Origin of the sequence: Pseudomonas sp. RIT411 (assembly GCF_003057735.2) — a bacterium.
In the GTDB taxonomy this organism is placed as follows: Bacteria; Pseudomonadota; Gammaproteobacteria; order Pseudomonadales; family Pseudomonadaceae; genus Chryseomonas; species Chryseomonas oryzihabitans.
Genome location: NZ_QBIZ02000007.1, coordinates 28854 through 46508, shown reverse-complemented (window position 1 = coordinate 46508; position 17655 = coordinate 28854). Strand labels below are relative to the sequence as shown.

Genomic DNA, 17655 nt, shown 5'->3' with positions numbered 1-17655 from the left:
GCGGGTTTTTTATTGGCCGGAGAAAACATGGCAACCCGCTCCCTCGGCAGTTTGACGCTTGACCTGGTCGCCAAGACCGGCGGCTTCGAGCAGGGCATGGACCGTGCCTCGCGCTCCATGCAGCGGTTCAAGACCGAGACCACCAAGCAGCAGAACGACCTGGAGAAGCTGCTGGGCAGGATCGACCCGGTGGTGGGGCGCCTGGGCGAGCTGGACAAGATGGAGCAGCAGCTGGCGGCCCATCGCAAGGCCAACCGCCTGCCGGCTGATGACTATGCCGAGTACCTGGGCAAGTTGAACGCCATGCGCGACGGCCTGACCGGTGCGAGCGCGGCGAACGACAAGTACACGATGAGCGCAAAGGCTCAGGCCGCGGCACTGCGTGGCGTGCCGGCTCAGTTTACCGACATCGTGGTCAGCCTGCAGGCCGGGCAGCAGCCTTTGACGGTTCTGCTGCAGCAGGGCGGACAGCTGAAGGACATGTTCGGCGGTATCGGCCCGGCTGCGCGCGCCTTGGGCGGTTACATCACCGGCATGATCAATCCCTTCACCCTGCTGGCCGCCGCGGCTGCCGTTCTCGCGCTGGCCTATAAGCAGGGCAGTGCCGAGCAGGACGCCTTCCGGGTATCCCTGGTCTCGACTGGCAACCTGGCAGGCAAGAACACCGGTCAGATGGCGGACTTGGCCAAGGAAGTCAGCGGCGTGACCGGTACCACCGGCGCCGCAGCTGACGCCCTGGCCCAGCTGGTCACCACGGGCTTGCTCACCAGTGACCAATTCAAGGAAATGGCCGTAGCCGCCGTGGCCTGGGAGTCCGCCACCGGCAAGGCGGTGTCCGATACGGTCGCCGAGTTCAAGCGCCTGGCCGACGAGCCCACCAAGGCTTCGGCCGCGCTCAATGAGCAATACAACTACCTCACCGCTACGGTTTACGCTCAGATCCGGGCGCTGGAAGAGCAGGGCGATAAAACAGCTGCTGCCAACCTGGCCGAGGCTACCTATGCCGAAGCCTTGCAGGGTCGTGCCAAGACCATCAAGGAGAACCTTGGAGGCCTAGAATCTGCCTGGAAAAGCCTCACTACCGGCGCCAAGGCTGCTTGGGACGCGATGCTCAACATTGGGCGCGAGGACACCCTGGAGCAACAGATTGAGAAGGTCCAAAAGCAGCTGGATGATCTTCCCGCGCGCAGCTCTCTTACCGGTCGACAGGCAAGTCGTGACCAGGCGGCGCAGGATCAGCAGCGCGCCGGTCTGGAGCTGCAACTTACCTACCTGAAGCAGAGCAGAGATACGCGCGCGGCGATCGCCGCCGCCGAAGGAATTGGAGCTCAACAGCAGCGAGAAGCGATCGCCGCAATGGCGAAGGTCGATGAGCTGGAAAAGTCATCCAGAACCAATGCTGAAAAGCGCGCCGACGCTCTGAAGGACTACAACCGGCTGCTGGATAAAATTCGGAAAGAAGCGCCCAACGACGAGCGCTTGAAGCCGGAGAACATCGCGAGGATAAAGGCCAATATTGAGGAGCAATTCAAGGACAAGAAGGCTCCACGAGTAAAGGCGTACACCGACGACGAGGCGACGCGCCTGTTGCTGACCTTGAAGCAGCAGGGTGCTGTCCTGGATGAGCAGCTCAGCACTACCAGCAAGATCGGTCCCAAGCAGCGCGATCTGTTGGAGTTTGAGCAGCGGATCGCTGACCTGAAGGAGAAGAAAACTCTCACGGCTGACCAGAAAAGCCTTCTGGCGTCGCAAGACAAGCTACGTACGGAATACCAGGCCAACGCCGCGCTGGAGAAGCGCATCCAGCTCCAGCAGGAGGACGCGAAGATCGCGGCGTACCGGAATAGCTTGGGTAACCAGCTGCAATCAGAGCAGGATGGGTATGCGCAGCAGCTCGCAGGCCTTGGCCAAAGCGACAAGGACCAGCAGCGCATCCGGGAGCGGCTCCGTGCTGAGCAGCAGTATCAACGTCAGCTGCGGGACCTGACGAGCAAGGCAGAACTGGGCGAGGGCAATGGCGGTATCAGCCAGCGCCAGTACGAGCAGGAGCTGGCCGACCTCAATTCCTATCACCGGAAGTCGCTGGATTCTACGGCCGACTTCTACAGGCAGCAGGATGAGTTCAACTCCGACTGGACCAATGGAGTCTGTAGCGCCTTCGCTAACTACGAGGAAGCTGCGAGCAACGTTGCGGCTCAGACAAAGTCCCTGTTCCAAGATGCATTCAGTGGTGCAGAGGATGCTCTGACCAGCTTCGTCAAGACTGGAAAGCTGGACTTCCGTAGCTTCACTGATTCCATTATCACCGACCTGATTCGCATCCAGGTGCGCCAGGCGCTGGTGTCAGGAATTTCATCTTTCAAGCAGAGCGAAACTGGGCAGTCTGTCCTATCCCTCTTCAGCGCAACTCAGGCAATGGGCGGCGCCTGGGCGAATGGCATGCAAATGTTCGCCAACGGCGGAGCCTTCACTAATCAGGTGGTTGCGACGCCCACCGCCTTCGCGCACAGCGGCGGCCTGGGTCTGATGGGGGAAGCAGGGCCGGAGGCGATCATGCCACTGACGCGAGCTGCGGATGGCTCTCTTGGCGTCCGAGCCCTTGCTGGCGGTCATTCCGGCGGTGCTGCGATACCTAGCGCGCCTGGCGGAGCATCCATCAGCGTCCCCATCCAGGTCATGGGCACCGCCGACGAGGCAACCCTGCAGCGGATCAACCGCGCAGCGGAAGAGGGCGCGCGGGCCGGCTACCAGCTGGCGGTCCAGGACGTGAAGCGCAACGGCCCGCTGATGCAGATGATCCGCAAGCAGAAGTAACGCCGCTCCCCGCGCAGGCGGGCATCAATCTCTGGAGACACCATGGCTATCGAATGGCCCGCCAGCCTCACGCCTCGGGAAATGACCTGGGGCATCGTCTACAACAATCGGGCCTTCACCTCGTCGCTGTCGAACGCACAACAGCTGGTCGGCTATCCGGGCGCCTATTGGCAGTGCCAGCTCAGCTTCCCGGCCCTGTTCGGCGCCGACGAGCGCGAGCTGACCTCTATGCTCGGCCGCCTGCAGGGCATGTTCGGCACCGTGAAGATCCCTGCCTTCACCCGCACCCGGGCTGACAACATCGGTGCGCCGAAGGTAGCCCAGGCCAGCGCCCAGGCGACCTTCATGCAGCTCAACGGTGTGACGGCCAGCGCCAAGGTCTTCAGCCGCGGCGACTACATCACCGTGGCCGATGAGATGTTCGAGGTGGTGGACGATGCCACGTCGAACGCCAGCGGCCTGGTGACGCTGAACCTGAACAAGCGGATCCGCCGGGCGATCGCCGCCGGCACCGCCGTGGAGTACCGCAACCCCTACGCCGTGATGCGCCGGGCCGACGACACCCACCAGATCAGCATCCAGCCGATCGTTGCCAACGCCAACCTGGCATTCCGGGAGGCCTTCTGATGGCGTCCATGTTCCCCTTCAGCCAGCGCGTCATCGACATCATCGCCCAGGGCAACTTCCTGGCTGTCATGGCGGTGCAGCTGGATTTCCCGGACGGGATGGTCTTTGCCCACACCGGCACCGGTGAGCTGGTGATCGATGGCATCACCTACACCGGCGTCGGCCAGTTCGGCGAGGTCGGCCAGGCCCAGGAGAGCAGCAACAGCGGCTCGCCCATGTCCATCGACCTGACCCTGAACGGCCTCGACAGCACCATCATCCAGGAGACCAGCGTGAAGGGCTGCCGGGGGCGCCAGGGCAAGCTGATGTTCGTGGTCTTCAACCAGGCCGGCGAGTACGCCGCCGACATCCTGTTCTCCGGGCGGATGGACGCGGCCCAGCTGTCCTACGCCGGCAATGGGCAGGACGGCAACAAGATCACCGTCCCGCTGATCGACCGCATGGCCGAATGGAACCGCACCGGCACCGAGCGCTGGACGGACGAGAACCACCGCGCGCGCCACCAGGGCGACCGCTTCTTCTACGCCGTGGCGCAGATGTCCGAATGGCCCATCTACTGGGGCGCCAGCAAGGACGCGCCGCCCTTCACCTACGAGTAACCCGATGCGCTACCGCGACTGGACCACCCGACTGAACGACACGATCAAGGCCGCCTCCGAGCGGCCTTTTTCATGGGGCGAGTTCGACTGCTGTCTGTTCGCCGCCGATTGCGCCCTGGCGGTGTGCGGCGTGGACCCAGCGGCCGACTACCGCGGCCAGTACGACAGCGAGGCCTCGGCCAAGCGCGCGCTGAGCAAGCGCCACGGCAGCCTGGAGGCGGCCTGGGATGCCTGCTTCGCCCGGGTGAACCCGGCCTACATCCAGCGCGGCGACGTGGCGCTGTACCAGGGCCCGAACGGGCGCGGAGTGGCGGTGTATTGGGCCGGCGAGTTCTGGACGTCGGTCGAGATCGGCGCCGCGCGCGTCGAGTGTGAGCCTGAAGTGGTTTGGAGAGTTGAATGAGCCAGGGCGTAGGAAAGATCGGTCAGGTCGCCATTGGCGCCGTTGTCGGCTTCATGCAGGGCGGCCCCTGGGGTGCTGTGATCGGCGCCGGCCTGGCGCTGTACTCGGCCAACCAGCAGGAGAAGCTGGCGGCCAAGTCGAATCTGCGCGAGAGCGAACCGTCTGCCCAGACCGTCCGCTCCAGCAAGGCGCCGACGCGCTACATCCTCGGCCGCGTGAGCACCGGCGGCGTGCTGGCCTGGGCCCAGGAGCAGGGTGGCGCTGATGCCGATGGCGAGTGGCTGCACCTCGTTTACGTGCTGTCGGAAGGCGAGATCGACGGCCTGGAAGACATCTTCCTGGGCGAGGAGAGCATTGCCACCTTCGCCGAGCAGGCCAGCTACGAACTAATCGTCAACCCGACCCAGGTCAACACCTTCCTCAAGACCTACTGCCCGGACTGGAAGGACTCCCAGATCGGCCGCGGCCTGAGCTTCGTGCGCCTGTCGCTGCGCTACAGCGCCGAGAAATTCCCCAGCGGCCTGCCGGACGTGCGCTTCGTCGTGCGCGGCCGCCGCGACATCTATGACCCGCGCTCGGGCGCCAGCATCTACACCGAGAACAACGCGCTCCACATCCTCTGGTTCCTGCGCAACCGATGCCACGTGCCGGACGATGAGATCGTATTCGAGACCTTCGCCAGCGCGGCCAACGTCTGCGACGAGTTCACCTCGAACCCTGATGGCACCGGCAGCCCGCGCTACCGGACCGGTTGCGTCATCGGCGCCGACGAGTCCCGCACCCAGGTGCTGGCCAAGCTTGAGGCCTCCTGCGCCGGTCAGCTGATCCGCGTGGGCGGCCGCTGGATGCTGCAGGCAGGCGCCTACTATGGCCCGGCCGACTTCACCATCACCGAGGACATGGTGATCGGTACCGTCACCGGGACCACCGAGCCGAGCAACGACGCGGTGATCAACACCGTGCGTGGCACCTTCATGGATCCTAAGCAGTCTTGGACCGAGACCGACTACCCCGAGGTGGTGGTGGCCGAGTGGGTGCTGGAGGACGGCGGCGAGGCGGCGGAGACCCTGACCTTCTCCTACGTCAACGATCCCTATCAGGCCCAGCGCCTGGCGAACATCGAGCTGCGCCGGCGCCGGGCTGGCGGCACCATCAACCTGCCCATGAACTTCGCCGGCTACAACTGCCGCCCGGGGCGGGTAGTGCGTCTGGATCTGCCGTCCCTGAACATGTCGGGCGAGTTCATCGTGACCGACTGGAGCATGGGCACCCAGGAGGCCTGCACCGTCTCCCTGCAGCAGTACGAGCCGGCGATCTTCGACGACGCCGTGGGCAAGCCCTACAATCCGATCGGCTTCATCAACCTGCCCGCCGGTGGCCTGGGCTCGCCCACCGACCTGAAGTGGACGCCGGATTCCACCGCCGAGGTGGTGCAAGGCGTCCTGAGCTGGACCCGCCCGGCCGGGATCGTCAGCGGCTACTCCGTCACCGTTCGCCAGGGCACGGCCGTGGTGCAGGCGCAGCAGCTCCCCGACACGGCGGTAACCTGCCCGCTGAGCGGCTTGCCCTCGGGCAACTACGTCATGTCGGTGGCCGCGGTAGGTCCTATGGCCCGCTCGGGTGAGGTGAGCATCACCGTCAGCATCGGCGGCCCGCCGATCCCCGAGTCCGTGGCAGTCCAGTCGTCGATCGACTCCATCACCCTGGTGCCGCGCAACAGCGTCGGCCTGAACGGCGGCGATTACGAATTCTACTTCAGCACCAACCCCCAGGCGACGGAGCGGGACGGCCAGTACCTGGGCCGCGGCATGACCTTCACCCACACCGGGCTGGCGTTCTCGACCGCCTACGCCTACTTCGTGCGGTCGCGCAACGCCTACGGCACCAGCGCCTTCCTGAAGATCATCGCCTACACCTCCAACGACGTGTCGGCCTACCTGGCGGCGCTGAGCGGCCAGATCAATCAGAGCCTGCTCGGACAGGAGCTCAGCAAGCAGATCGACAAGATCCCGCTCATCGAGTCGGGATTGGCGGAAGAGCGTACCGACCGCGCTGCCGCCATCGTCGCCGAGCAGCAGGCGCGACAGTCCGGCCTGCAGCAGGTCGCCCAGGGTGCCGCCGACAACCTGGCGGCGGAGGCCTCCGCCCGCGGCCAGGCCATCATCAATGAGGCGACCATCCGCCAAGCCGCCGATGAGCAGATGTCCAGCCGCATCCAGGGCGTCTACGCCCAGGTCAATCCGCCCATGGCGGGCGGCAGCTGGGCGGCGGGATCGCCGGCGACCTACGCGGGCGTATGGTCCGAGCAGTTCGCCCGGGCCCAGGGAGACGCCGCCGAGGCGCTGGCGCGGGACACCCTGTCCGCCCAGCTACGCGGCGGCTATACCGGCACCGATCCGAACCAGGTGACGTCCGGCCTGATCTACCAGGAGCGCCGCATTCGCCTCAGCGCGGAGCAGGCGCTTTCCCAGCAGATCAGCCTGGTGTCGGCCGGGGTAGGGGAGCAGTTCGACTCGGGCGCTATCTGGTACTTCGACAGCGGCACCGATGGTTGGACCGGCAACGGGACGCCCACGGCGGCGGGTGGCTTCCTACGCCCGGCCAATGCGGCGCTCGCCAGCGTCTACAGTCCGGTCAGCCTGGCGGTGAACGCCGACACCTACCGGCAGGTGCGCTTTCGCATCCGCCGCACCGGGAGTCCGTCTTGGAACGGCCGACTGTACTGGGGCGACAACTGGGCCAGCTCGATGGCGATCGACGCCCCGGCGTTCGACGTCAACGGCGTCTCCACGGTGATCCTCAACCTGGCCTGGACGGGCACGGTCAACCAGATCCGGTTGGACCTGGGCAGCCAGGGCGCCGCCGACTTCTACGAACTGGATTGGGTGGCCATCGGCCGGGCCTCGCCGGGCGCCAGCTACGCAGCCCTCAGCGCCGAGCAGACCGCCCGCGCCGCCGCCGACCAGGCCCTGGCGCAGGACATCAGCACCCTGACGGCGCGCGTCACCGATCCGAAGACGGGGAACACGGCGCTATCGTCGGCCGTGGACAATCTCACCGGCCGCGCCGACAACACCGAAGCCGGGCTCTCGGCGGTCACCACCCGGGTGAGTGGCATTTACGCCCAGGTGAACCCGCCGCTGGCCGGTGCCAACGACTGGTATGCCGGGTCGCCCAAGGTGCTGGCAGGTGTCTGGTCCGAGCAGTACGCCCGGGCCGATGCCGATAGCGCCCTGGGTCGCCGCATCGATACGACCAATGCCTCGGTAGCCGGCAACACGGCGCAGATCACGGCCGAGCAGCAGGCCCGGGCGACGGCGGATAGCGCGCTGGCGGTTCGGGTCGACTCGGTCCAGGCCACTGCGAATGGCGCGGCGGCGGCCGTCACGTCCGAGCAGACGGCCCGCATCAACGCCGACGGCGCCCTGGGACAGCGCATCGACACAGTGCAGGCCAAGGCCAACGACAACGCGGCCCTCATCCAGTCGGAACAGACCGCGCGCGCGAATGCGGATGGTGCCCTCGGGCGCCGGGTCGATACCGTGCAGGCCGCCCAGGGTGAGGCGAACACCTGGTTGCAGGGGCTCGTCCAGTCTGAGCAGACCGCGCGCATCCAGAATGACAGCGCCCTGGCGCAGCGGATCGACACCACCCAGGCGTCGCTGGCAAGCACCGTCGCCAGCGTGCAGCAGATCAGCCAGGCCCAGGTGACCACCGATGGAAAGGTGAACGCCAGTTGGGCTGTGAAATTGGGTGTCACCCAGGACGGCACCTATTACATGGCCGGCATCGGTGTCGGTATCGAGGGCGGCGGCGGGACTACTGGCCTGCAGACCTCGGTAGCCGTGGCTGCTGACCGCTTCGTCGTGCTGGGGCCAGGCATCGACGGCCGCGGGCGGTCCTTCTTTTCGGTCGTCAACAACCAGACGTTCATCGACACGGCGTTCATCAACAAGGCCTACATCAGCGAGGCGCTGATCGGTCAGGGCATTCGCTCCCAGGCCTTCACCGCCTACGGCGCCCCGATCATGAGCCTGGACTTCAACGCCGGGACCCTGGTGATCCGCGACCAGCAAACCGATGGCGTCTACACGGTGCAGAACGAGAGCGGCTTCCAGATGGTGGCCGGCGGCGTCGAGCTGGTGAAAATCGGGAGACTGAGCTGATGGCAGCAGGAGCAGTACGACTGCGCGATGAGCAGGGGCGGATGATCTTCGATTCGGAGAGTTTTTCGAGTCGGGTCGTCTATTACGAGCGGTTGCAGATGAGCTATGGCATGGAGGTCACCCGCACCATCAACGGCCTCGGCACCCAGGGCATGATCTGGGTCGAGAGCGAAGGAGCGCTGCCGCCGTACTCGGTGAACGGCAACACCGTCTATGTCCGCGGGATCGGGCAGGCACCCACCCAGGTGACGATCATGGGGATGTCGTTCGGATGAGCAGCTACGGAGTGCGCATCCGGGGCAGCTCGAACCAGCTGATCCTCGACGAGCAGAACGGCGTCCTGCATGTGGTCCGCCGCGGGACGTTCTCCATCGACTCGGGCGCCACCGGCGGCCGGATGTTCGTCGGCTTCGCTCAGCCGATCCAGACTCAGGAAAAGCCGCATGTCTTCGCCCAGATCAGGCCCTTCGCCGGCCCGAGCGGCGCGGTGCTGCTGGCCTATGACGTCCGAATCGAAGGCGGGCCAGGCAACTGGACGGGCTTCAGCTTCTCCGCTCTGGGCAATGCCTTCGGCATCACCAGCTGGCGCTATATCGCGAGCCTATCCAACCCGCCAGCCTCGTCGGCGCGCTACGGGATGCGGCTACGGCGCCAGGCTGACGGCCAGGTGCTGTTCGATACCGGCTACCCGTGCATGCGTTACCTGTTCGCGACCCGCGCCTGGAGCGTTTCTAACCGGCGCGAGGGCACAACTCGGTACTGGGCGTGGGACACGGCGGTAGCCTACAGCGTGCGCGCCGACGCCTACGTGATGCTGAACACCATCGTGACACCCACCGACGGAATTGCCGGCTTCGACATGGTTTATGTGCCAGCGCTCTACGTCTATCAGAACCGGGCCCGCTTCACGATGCAGATCACCGGCGAGAACGGCTCGAACCCGAACTACATCCAGCCGGTGATCTACGCGATGCCCACCGACGAGTGGTGACCACCTTCTGACCCAATAGCCCGCCGCGCGCGGGCTTTTTCATGCCTGGAGAAATCATGGCACTACAGCAAGTCAACTTCGGCTCGGCCAGCGATGGCAGCCAGGGCGATACCGCGCGTGCGGCATTCGGACGGATCAATCAGAACTTCAGCGATACGACCAATGCGGCAAGTCGCCTGGTAGGTACCGCCGCTGGCCAGATCATGGAGGTCGGAGCGTTCGGCATAGGCCTCACCGCAGCGGCGGCGAACAGCGCGGATCTCAATACCCACCAGACCGCCGGCCTTCGTGTATTCACCGCTGCCGCCGCGGCCAATGCCCCTATCGCTGATCCGGGATACCTGCAGGTCGACGGGGTGGGCGATGTGGCGAACCGGGCCACTCAGACCTGGACGCATTTCAACAGCAACCGCCGGTTCACGCGCGTCCTGAATGCGAGTGGCTGGAGCGCCTGGGCGGAGGCCGCCACCCTGACCGGGCTCGCGGCAGCAGGGCTTGCCGGCAGCGCGGCGGTCGGCGGCAGCACCCTGAACCTGAACGATGCTGTGGTGGGTGGCTTCTGTCGCGTCGAAGGCAGCGCCTCTACCGGCGCCTCCCTCAACTGGCCTTCGAACGGTGCCACCGGATCCACCCCCGTCGCGTTCGAAGTGCAGACCGATGGCGTCGGCGGTTCCGGCGCGCGCCTGCGCCAGACCGCGACCGAAGTCTTCGGCGCAGGCACCGGGCAAGGCGGGCGTGGCCGGACGTTCGTCAGGGTCAAGCACGACGCCACCTGGCAGCCCTGGCGTGAGCTCGCCTTTTCCGACACGCCCGTCTTCACCGGCGCCGTCACCTGTGGCGGCCCGGTCCGTGTCGGTCAGTACACCCTGGCCAGCCTGCCCAGCGCCTCGGCCTTTACCGGCTTCGAGATCGACGTGACCGATGCCGCCGGCGGCGCCAAGCGCTGCCGCAGCGACGGCACCAACTGGAAAATCATCAACACCACCACCACGGTATCCTGATCATGTCCTTGTCCGAACGCACTCGCCCCTACGAAACCCTCATCCGCCACAACGCCGACGGCACCATCGGCGCCCACCACCTCCAGATCACCGAGATCCTGCGCGACAAGGCGATCATCAGCGCCACCATTGGCGAGGCGCTGCCGCTGGCGGTGGCCGAGGGTCAGAACGGCCTGAAGCTGGCCGACGTGATCGGTGAGGCCGCCGCCGCTGCGCTCACCCAGGCCGAGACTCTGCAGGCCCAGGTGTCCACCCTGACCACCGAGCGCGACGAGCTGGCTCTGAAAGTGCAGCAGGGCGCCGGCCTGCCCGAGCAGGTGCGCGAGCTTCAGCAGCAGTTGGAAACCGTCCAGCGCGCCGGCGCCGATGCCGCGACAGCACTGCAGGCCGAGAAGGAAACCACCAGCTCCCTCCGCTCCCAGGTGCAGCTGCTCCAGCAGCAGTTGGCCACTGTCATTGGCCTGAGCCAATCCAACCCGACCGCCTGAGGGTATCTCCATGCGCTATGTCGTGCTCGCACCGTTCTACAACCCCGATCCGTCTTTCGAGTTCGGTACCGAGGAAGAGGCCGAGGCCTTCGCCCACAACCTGCTGGCGAACAACCCGAGCCAGACCGTTCGCACCGCCCAGCTGCTAAAGAGTTTCACAGCAGAGGTGAAGGTCAGCGCCGCTGCCATCAAGGCCGATCCCGCTAACTGATCCTCACGAGCGCGAGGAATCACGCCTGGATAGCCGTCCTGGCCGCTGTAATCCTCAAGACCATGAGGACAACCAACCCGCCAAGCGCGGGTATTTTTTCGCCTGGAGAAAGCTATGGCTCTCGACACTACCCAGACCGGAGCCATCGCTCCGGCCTTCGCTCTGCTGCCTGCCAAGATGGCTGGGAAGCGCGCCACCGTCATGCTGCTGGGCATCGGCCTGCAGGAATCTCGCCTCCAATTCCGGCGCCAGATCGGCGGCCCGGCCCGGGGACTGTGGCAGTTCGAGCAGGCCGGCGGCGTCCGCGGCGTGCTGACCCATTCAGCCAGCCGGCCGCACGCGCTGAAGGTCTGTGCTGCTCGCGATGTGGAGCCCACCGCCCCGGCGGTCTATGAGGCCTTGGAGCGCGACGACGTCCTGGCCGCGGCCTTCGCCCGCCTGCTGCTGTGGACCGACCCCAAGCCGCTGCCGGCCCTGGGCCAGGTACAGGAAGCCTGGGACCTGTACGCCCGCGTCTGGCGCCCGGGCAAGCCGCACCCCCAGACCTGGGAGGCGATCTACGCCCAGGCCCTGGCCGCGGTGCAGTGATGGTCGCGCTCGAGCAGTACAGGGCGGCCGTGATCGCGGTCGCCGTTGTCGTCCTGCTCGGCCTGGGCGGAGTGATCGGCGGCGGGGTGGCCTACTGGCTCACCGCCGGCCACTACCGGCCCATCGTCGACGCCAAGACGAGAGCAGCGGAGGCCTCGGCCAGCACCCTGGCGTCCTGTCGCACCACCAGCAGCACGCTGGAAGGGCAGGTCGGGCAGCAGAACCAGGCGCTGGCCGATCTCCGCCTGGCCGCCGAGAAGCGCGCCAAGGATGCCGAGCCGATCCAGCAGCAGGCCGCCAAGGCCGCCGGCGAGGACTATCAGGCAGCCAACCGCCTGCAGCAGGAGCGCACTGGCGGCGACCCGGCGAAGGCCGCCGCGGCCATCATCGACAAGGAGCTAGGGCTATGAGGTGGATCATCGTGGGGATGCTGATCGCGCTGGCGGGGTGCGGCGCCCAGCCCGTTGCCGAGCCTGAGCCGCGTGTGGTGCGCGTAGAGGTGCCGGTCCAGGTGCCGTGCCGGGTGAAGGAGCCGGCAGTGCCGGCCTGGGCGGCGGATGGACTTCGGAGGGAGGACGCCCTAGAGGTGAAGGTGCGGGCGCTGCTGGCTGAGCGCCGGCAGGCGAAGGGCTATATTACAGAGCTACAGGCGGCAATTACGAGCTGCCAGTAACCCTATCTTCACAGTCTCTCAGGTGATGTATCACGAGCATTGCCTGCGCCCATCGAAGCAGAGCCACGTCGTCATCTGTAGGCTTCACCGCCATCCTGCATTTCAAGTTGGTGATCATTCGTCGTAGTAGCTCAGGATCTCTCCGTGCGTTAGCTACGGCCATGTCCAGAACCATCGACCTGTTCATTATCAACTGCAACTGGAGTTCGAACCCGTTGGCCATGGTAACCGCCTTGCAAAGGTGAGAGGGGAGCCGCGAGCAGCTCCCCTCAAGCGCAGGCAGACAGGCTCAGCCGAGCGAGTGCTTCAGGTCGGCTGCCTAGGAGGTTACGGCACACGAAGCGGATCGGATCAATTTCAGGAGAGTTGAGCCAGGTACGTGCGCTTGAATGAGGATGTGCCTCAAGTGCGACAAAAGCAACTCGAGACATCACCTGTACGACAAAGGACCATCAGGACTAGCCAGCGCGGCATCGCAACCGACCCGGATAGGAGGGCCAATACGTTTTGGTGAGAACTACCAACGTCCCTGCACTGCAGCGCATAGGAGGCCCGCCAATATCCCAACTGCGACCAGCAGAATCACCATGGCAAGCGTGAGCTCTCTGTCAGTCATTCCTTACCCTGTATGTGTTCGGTTGATCGTCCCCATTGGAGTAAGTCCTTCTCCTGGGGAGTTAGGTTGTCTTCACCGCGCGACTCCAGCCGTGCAATAAGCTTGGCCAACACTGCCGGATCAGCGCGGGCCTGGTCCATTACCATGCTGATGTTCAGGTATTGAAGGAGCAAGATGCGAGTGTGGTAGTCGCCTTCGTTAATGGCCATAGCCACCTCTGAGAAGATGGCTAGAAGAGCCAGCGTGGGGCTTGGTAGACCCGGCGTGATCAAGCGAGTGCCACCGCTTGGCTTCATGGGCTATCAGGCTGGGGCTTGCAAGGAGGACGCCTGGAGGTAAAGGCGAGGGCGCTGCTAACTGAGCGCCGACAGCGGATCGGGTACGAAAGGGAGCTGAACGCGGCGGTGGCCAGTTGCCAGTGAATGCCGCTCGTCGCTGTCAAGCTTGCTGGAGCAATGCGGCTTTAATACTGTATATAAAAACAGTATTGGGCTTTGCCATGGAACAAGTCGACGAGTTCGGCAGCTTCGGGGGCGACGACTTCGACCCTGACTGCCTGGAGATGATCAGGAATCAGCGCGACCTCTACGTCGAGGAGATCGCGATCATGCGCGGCATCATGGCTCGCCTACGCCAGAACCTGCTGAAGGTGCTGGCCGAGCGCGACCAGCTGTGGACTGAGGTTCGCATCGTCCGGGGGTTCAAGCAGCTCAGCGTGCAGAAGTGGATGGCCGGGGGAGGTGATGGAGCACCGGCGCCGTCGCTGGAAGAGATCGACATGAAGTATCACGAGCTGCTGCTGGTGGTGAACGTCACCCAGAAGGAGAACGAGCACCTTCGCCAGGAGCTGGCCGCGGCCAGGGCGATGGCCGTCGACGAGAAGATGGACGCCGATCGGCTGCGCAGCCAAGTCAGTTGGCTGCAGGGAAAACGGTAGGGGATTGGGTGTCGGCAGAACGCCGGAGGAGGGGAAAAGCCTTCCCCAAAACTGGCGCGTAAGTATGCGTCAGCAAAGGAAAGTATCGAGCAGTAAAACGACCTATCTGAATAGGCCGTTTTCGGTCTGTAACCCTTGAGCTAGCTGGGTTTCGCCTGATTTACCATTGCATTCCAGGCCTTGATGCCTTACTGGGAGTTCAAGCACTGTTTCTCGAACCTCAATGCCTCTTTTCGATTACCTAGGTATCTGGATACACCTCGAATAGCCATGAACCCACCTATAGGCTTGTCGGTGTGGCCGATGATGAGACCGCCATGGCAATTGTGTGCCCTGCAGCCAGAGATGAAGGTTGAGTTGTTGGTGACCAATATATTTTCTGGTCGAACCAGAACCTCAACTCCATTCCTCAAGAATCGTCCGCGGACGACCCGCACCTTGTTGGGTGGCAGGAACACGAACTCAATAAGGATTTTCCCAGCCTTCTCCCTAAGGGTTAGCGTTGTGCCAACGAGTTGTATGTCCCAAGGATCGGTCGAATAGACGAGCTGATTGTTCCTGATGTGCAGCACGGGGATATTGCACTCGTCGAAGATGACGACGTTCAACAGGAAATGGCCATCGGACAGGATGATGCCCACCAAAGGAGTGTTGTCTATCAGCAGCGGAATCATCTCTGTGCCATGTCCACCGTCCTGGCATGTGAATGAATTCCCCCCTATTTCGACTGTCGCCTCCGTCCCAGAAAAATGAAGCGAATAGGGTTTCGACGCTCCCTCGCGGAGGTTGTAGGGGTCGGCGTTAGCCGCTCGGACTGCTTCCTTTGGAAGAAGCCCATTGGTCTTCTCGCGGTGATGGTGATCGCAAAGAAGCGTGATCTCGGCTGCGACATGGCGATGAACCTCGGCCCACTCCTCCATGTGCTCATACTCATAAAGGGGCATGCCGCAGATCACGCATCCGAAACCACAACGCTGTCGAACCTCCCTCTGGATTGGAAGAGGGATATTTCTGCTGGTCGCAGGCTGATCCATGACTATGACACTCCCTTGCATTAGGCTTTCCGTTCAGGGTAGCAGGGGTTCTGATCCACAGGCATAGATTGCCGAGAAGGGCCTCAAGATCAGTTCCGAAACCGGAAGGTGCTATCCAGCATTCATGCGGGTTGTAGCGGGGCAGTCTTGGGAAAGTATCGGAACGCGAATAGGGCTTCAGGCGGCAACAAGACTGACTTTATGTAACGGTCTTGAAAACCGCCGACTCGCAAGGGTCCCAGAGTTCGAATCTCTGCGCTTCCGCCATCTGCGAAGCCCCGTTCTTACGGGGCTTTTTGCTGTCTGCAGGGTCGAATTTCAAGAGCACTCGGGCGAGAAAAAAGAGCTGTTCCGAAGTTCTTTCGGAACAGCGCCGATGCCTGACCTCCTATAGCCCTCGACTTGATGAGGGTGAGCATCGTGGCAACCCTGGCCTCCGAACGAGAGCCAGGGCCGAGCTGAGTGCGATCGTGGGGAACTGCCTTTTGAGATGAGCAGGCAGAACGGCCTGAGTCAGGACGTGCCAAGCATCGTCAAACTATCGGTCATCCGCTGAAGCTGACGACCCTGGTCACGCGCCATCGTCAGCAGGCCACCATGGCCACCACGAAGATGGTTGCCAACCCGATACACATGGCACCCAGGGTGAGCGCCAGTAGGCCCTGATCGCTGGCCAGCGATCGTGGACGAATGAGTACAGATTTAAGCGGGACGCTATTTAGCCGGCCGTGGAGCCTCGACTCGAAGAGCGTCACTGTCCTTGTCAATTGATAGCGCAACTGAAATATCCTTTTCAGTTTCGGTACTGGGCTGCGGTACCCAGCTATTGGCCGCGATTGTGGCTTCAGCGAAGCTCAACAGCAAGACCATTGCTGCTACGCAGGTTCCTATGGCAATCGCATTGATTACCTTCTGTTCTTTCACAGGCGCATTCATGTTGCTTGCCTAGCCCGGGTCCACGTCGAATGAGGTGGTCTGACAACCGCAGGCGGCAGAAGTGCGGAGGCATTAGGTTTTCGCGATCAACCCAGGCCCCCGTCACCGCGGTAAGGCGTCGCTATTCAGCGCGATACCGCAATCCACAGCTGAGCGTTGCGCTCAGCTCAGTTGAATACCGGTTTCGCCCGCTATCCTGTCTGACGGCTTTGTACTGACATGCCACCGCCGCCGATGACTGCAACTCGGCCGAAACCCCTCGTGCGCCGCGGCGCTCGTAACGATGGCCGTGCGATACGCTCCGCTGCGGATCCAGTTCCAGCATCTGGACATGAAAAAGCCCGCGCGAGGCGGGCTTTTTCCAGGCCGAGGAGCAGCGTCCCAGTCAGGGCGTGTTGCCCTTGGCCAGGGCGGCAGCGATGGCCGGTGCGTCGATGGCGTTGGTCAGGACCTGGGTGCCCGAAAGGATGACGTTGTTGGTCGGGCCGCTGCCTTTGATCTCGTCGCTGGCGAGCAGCTTGCCCTGGTCGTCGAGGACCTGGGTGATGACATCATAGTCGAAGCGGACGCGCATGTAGGCGTCGGATTTCCATTCCCGCAGTTTCAGCACCAGCAGCTTCTGGCCCTGGGGCGCGCGGTCGCTGGCCTGGCTGGGCATGGCGGTGATGGCGGCGCGGGCGAGGGCCTTTTGCACGGCATCCTGCAGGTCGGCGGAGAGGGGGCTGCCGCTGTAGGTGCGGACGCTCCAGGGGTTGTAGTAGAGACCGCGGATGTTGCCGACGTAGGTGGCGTCCTTGTTCTGGGCGACTACATAGGGGCGCTCATCGAGTACCGCGACGGCGACCGGCTTGTCGGCCTTGACGGTGAGTTGCGGGGCGGTCTGGCGGTAGTCGATCTTCTGGCCGATGGCGCAACCGGCCAGTTGCAGCGCAGCGAAGGTGATGAACAAGAGATGGGACGGCTTCATGCGAAACTCCTTTTTCGAGAGGCGCGCAGTCTAAGCCATCAGCTCCGTCATGCCAAAATAATGTGATGCAGGTCACTAAATATCTGGATGGCCACGAGTCGATTGCCGGGCTCCGCAGCCGGGTGGATGCGCCTGGCACGCTTATCAGTGGGGTAGGCAGGCCAGGGGATTACCTGCCTTTCAGTGGCGGGGACTCACGCAGCCTCAAGGGAAGGCACAGCGCTCAATGATAAGACAGTCCCCAGGCTCTGCCCCGACCCGGGCGGGCTACAGCGTCTTCTTGTATTCCTTGTCCACCTTCTTGTCTTCGCGGTGGCGTTCCTCGTCCAGGTGGGTATCGGTGCGGTCGGCTTCGTCGGCGGCATGGGCCGCACCCTTGTCGACTTCCTTGCGGTCGTGGCGGGCGTCCTTGCTCACGTCCCGGCCGTCCTGGCGGATGCTCTTTTCCACCGGGCTTTCGGCCAGCGCGACACCTGTGGCGAGGACACTCAGCAAAACGGTCATGGCTGCTGCGGTAAGGCGGGATTTCATCGAGAAGCGCTCCTGAATCGAGAGAGAGGGAGTGGCCGTCCAGAGCGACCGCTTCGTTTGCAGTAAAGCGGTA

The 17655-nt window shown here is 63.8% G+C and carries 17 protein-coding genes; 14 read left to right on the top strand and 3 right to left on the bottom strand.

Annotation, left to right across the window (positions count from 1 at the left end; genetic code table 11):
• The first annotated feature begins 27 nt into the window (after positions 1 to 27).
• The 14 genes from DBY63_RS11980 to DBY63_RS11905 all read left to right on the top strand — a co-directional run bounded on the left by DBY63_RS11980 (position 28) and on the right by DBY63_RS11905 (position 14114).
• Positions 28 to 2814, top strand: a complete 2787-nt coding sequence (locus tag DBY63_RS11980; RefSeq protein WP_108582153.1) for a phage tail tape measure protein — start codon at positions 28 to 30, stop codon at positions 2812 to 2814.
• 42 nt (positions 2815 to 2856) lie between these two features.
• Entirely contained in the window at positions 2857 to 3441 is a 585-nt protein-coding gene (locus DBY63_RS11975) for a hypothetical protein (RefSeq protein WP_108582154.1), read from the top strand.
• A complete protein-coding gene (locus tag DBY63_RS11970) occupies positions 3441 to 4040 on the top strand; it encodes a hypothetical protein (protein WP_108582155.1) in 600 nt (199 codons plus the stop codon). The genes DBY63_RS11975 and DBY63_RS11970 overlap by 1 nt, the downstream gene beginning before the upstream one ends.
• Positions 4041 to 4044: 4 nt before the next feature.
• A complete protein-coding gene (locus DBY63_RS11965; RefSeq protein WP_108582156.1) occupies positions 4045 to 4443 on the top strand; it encodes a hypothetical protein in 399 nt (132 codons plus the stop codon).
• Positions 4440 to 8609 (top strand): DUF1983 domain-containing protein, encoded by a 4170-nt coding sequence (locus DBY63_RS11960; protein ID WP_108582157.1) that lies wholly within the window; start codon positions 4440 to 4442, stop codon positions 8607 to 8609. The genes DBY63_RS11965 and DBY63_RS11960 overlap by 4 nt, the downstream gene beginning before the upstream one ends.
• On the top strand, positions 8609 to 8884 hold the full coding sequence (locus DBY63_RS11955) for a hypothetical protein (RefSeq protein ID WP_146750248.1): 276 nt from the start codon (positions 8609 to 8611) through the stop codon (positions 8882 to 8884). Before DBY63_RS11960 ends, DBY63_RS11955 begins: the two co-directional genes overlap by 1 nt.
• Complete coding sequence (locus tag DBY63_RS11950; protein ID WP_108582159.1) at positions 8881 to 9600, top strand: hypothetical protein; 720 nt, start codon at positions 8881 to 8883, stop codon at positions 9598 to 9600. Before DBY63_RS11955 ends, DBY63_RS11950 begins: the two co-directional genes overlap by 4 nt.
• 56 nt (positions 9601 to 9656) lie before the next feature.
• Positions 9657 to 10601, top strand: coding sequence for a pyocin knob domain-containing protein (locus DBY63_RS11945; RefSeq protein ID WP_108582160.1), 945 nt, complete (start codon positions 9657 to 9659; stop codon positions 10599 to 10601).
• 2 nt (positions 10602 to 10603) lie between these two features.
• Positions 10604 to 11089: a hypothetical protein gene (locus tag DBY63_RS11940; RefSeq protein ID WP_177411446.1), complete on the top strand. Its 486-nt coding sequence runs from the start codon at positions 10604 to 10606 to the stop codon at positions 11087 to 11089.
• A 10-nt stretch (positions 11090 to 11099) separates the two neighbouring features.
• Entirely contained in the window at positions 11100 to 11300 is a 201-nt protein-coding gene (locus DBY63_RS11935; protein ID WP_108582161.1) for a hypothetical protein, read from the top strand.
• Between the two features lie 114 nt (positions 11301 to 11414).
• Complete coding sequence (locus DBY63_RS11930; RefSeq protein WP_108582162.1) at positions 11415 to 11888, top strand: hypothetical protein; 474 nt, start codon at positions 11415 to 11417, stop codon at positions 11886 to 11888.
• On the top strand, positions 11888 to 12298 hold the full coding sequence (locus DBY63_RS11925) for a hypothetical protein (RefSeq protein ID WP_108582163.1): 411 nt from the start codon (positions 11888 to 11890) through the stop codon (positions 12296 to 12298). Before DBY63_RS11930 ends, DBY63_RS11925 begins: the two co-directional genes overlap by 1 nt.
• Positions 12295 to 12561 carry a hypothetical protein gene (locus DBY63_RS11920; RefSeq protein ID WP_108582164.1) on the top strand — a complete coding sequence of 89 codons (267 nt, stop codon included), beginning with the start codon at positions 12295 to 12297 and terminating at the stop codon, positions 12559 to 12561. Before DBY63_RS11925 ends, DBY63_RS11920 begins: the two co-directional genes overlap by 4 nt.
• A 1115-nt stretch (positions 12562 to 13676) precedes the next feature.
• On the top strand, positions 13677 to 14114 hold the full coding sequence (locus DBY63_RS11905; RefSeq protein ID WP_146750247.1) for a hypothetical protein: 438 nt from the start codon (positions 13677 to 13679) through the stop codon (positions 14112 to 14114).
• Between the two features lie 188 nt (positions 14115 to 14302).
• Here DBY63_RS11905 and DBY63_RS11900 read toward each other — a convergent pair whose 3' ends face one another.
• The 3 genes from DBY63_RS11900 to DBY63_RS11885 all read right to left on the bottom strand — a co-directional run bounded on the left by DBY63_RS11900 (position 14303) and on the right by DBY63_RS11885 (position 17582).
• Positions 14303 to 15148 carry a cell division protein gene (locus tag DBY63_RS11900; protein ID WP_108582193.1) on the bottom strand — a complete coding sequence of 282 codons (846 nt, stop codon included), beginning with the start codon at positions 15146 to 15148 and terminating at the stop codon, positions 14303 to 14305.
• 1321 nt (positions 15149 to 16469) lie between these two features.
• The gene (locus tag DBY63_RS11890; protein ID WP_027601141.1) at positions 16470 to 17051 is read right to left on the bottom strand and encodes a hypothetical protein; all 582 of its coding nucleotides are present in this window, start codon (positions 17049 to 17051) and stop codon (positions 16470 to 16472) included.
• Positions 17052 to 17318: 267 nt separating this feature from the next.
• Entirely contained in the window at positions 17319 to 17582 is a 264-nt protein-coding gene (locus tag DBY63_RS11885; protein WP_108582169.1) for a hypothetical protein, read from the bottom strand.
• Positions 17583 to 17655: the final 73 nt, after the last annotated feature.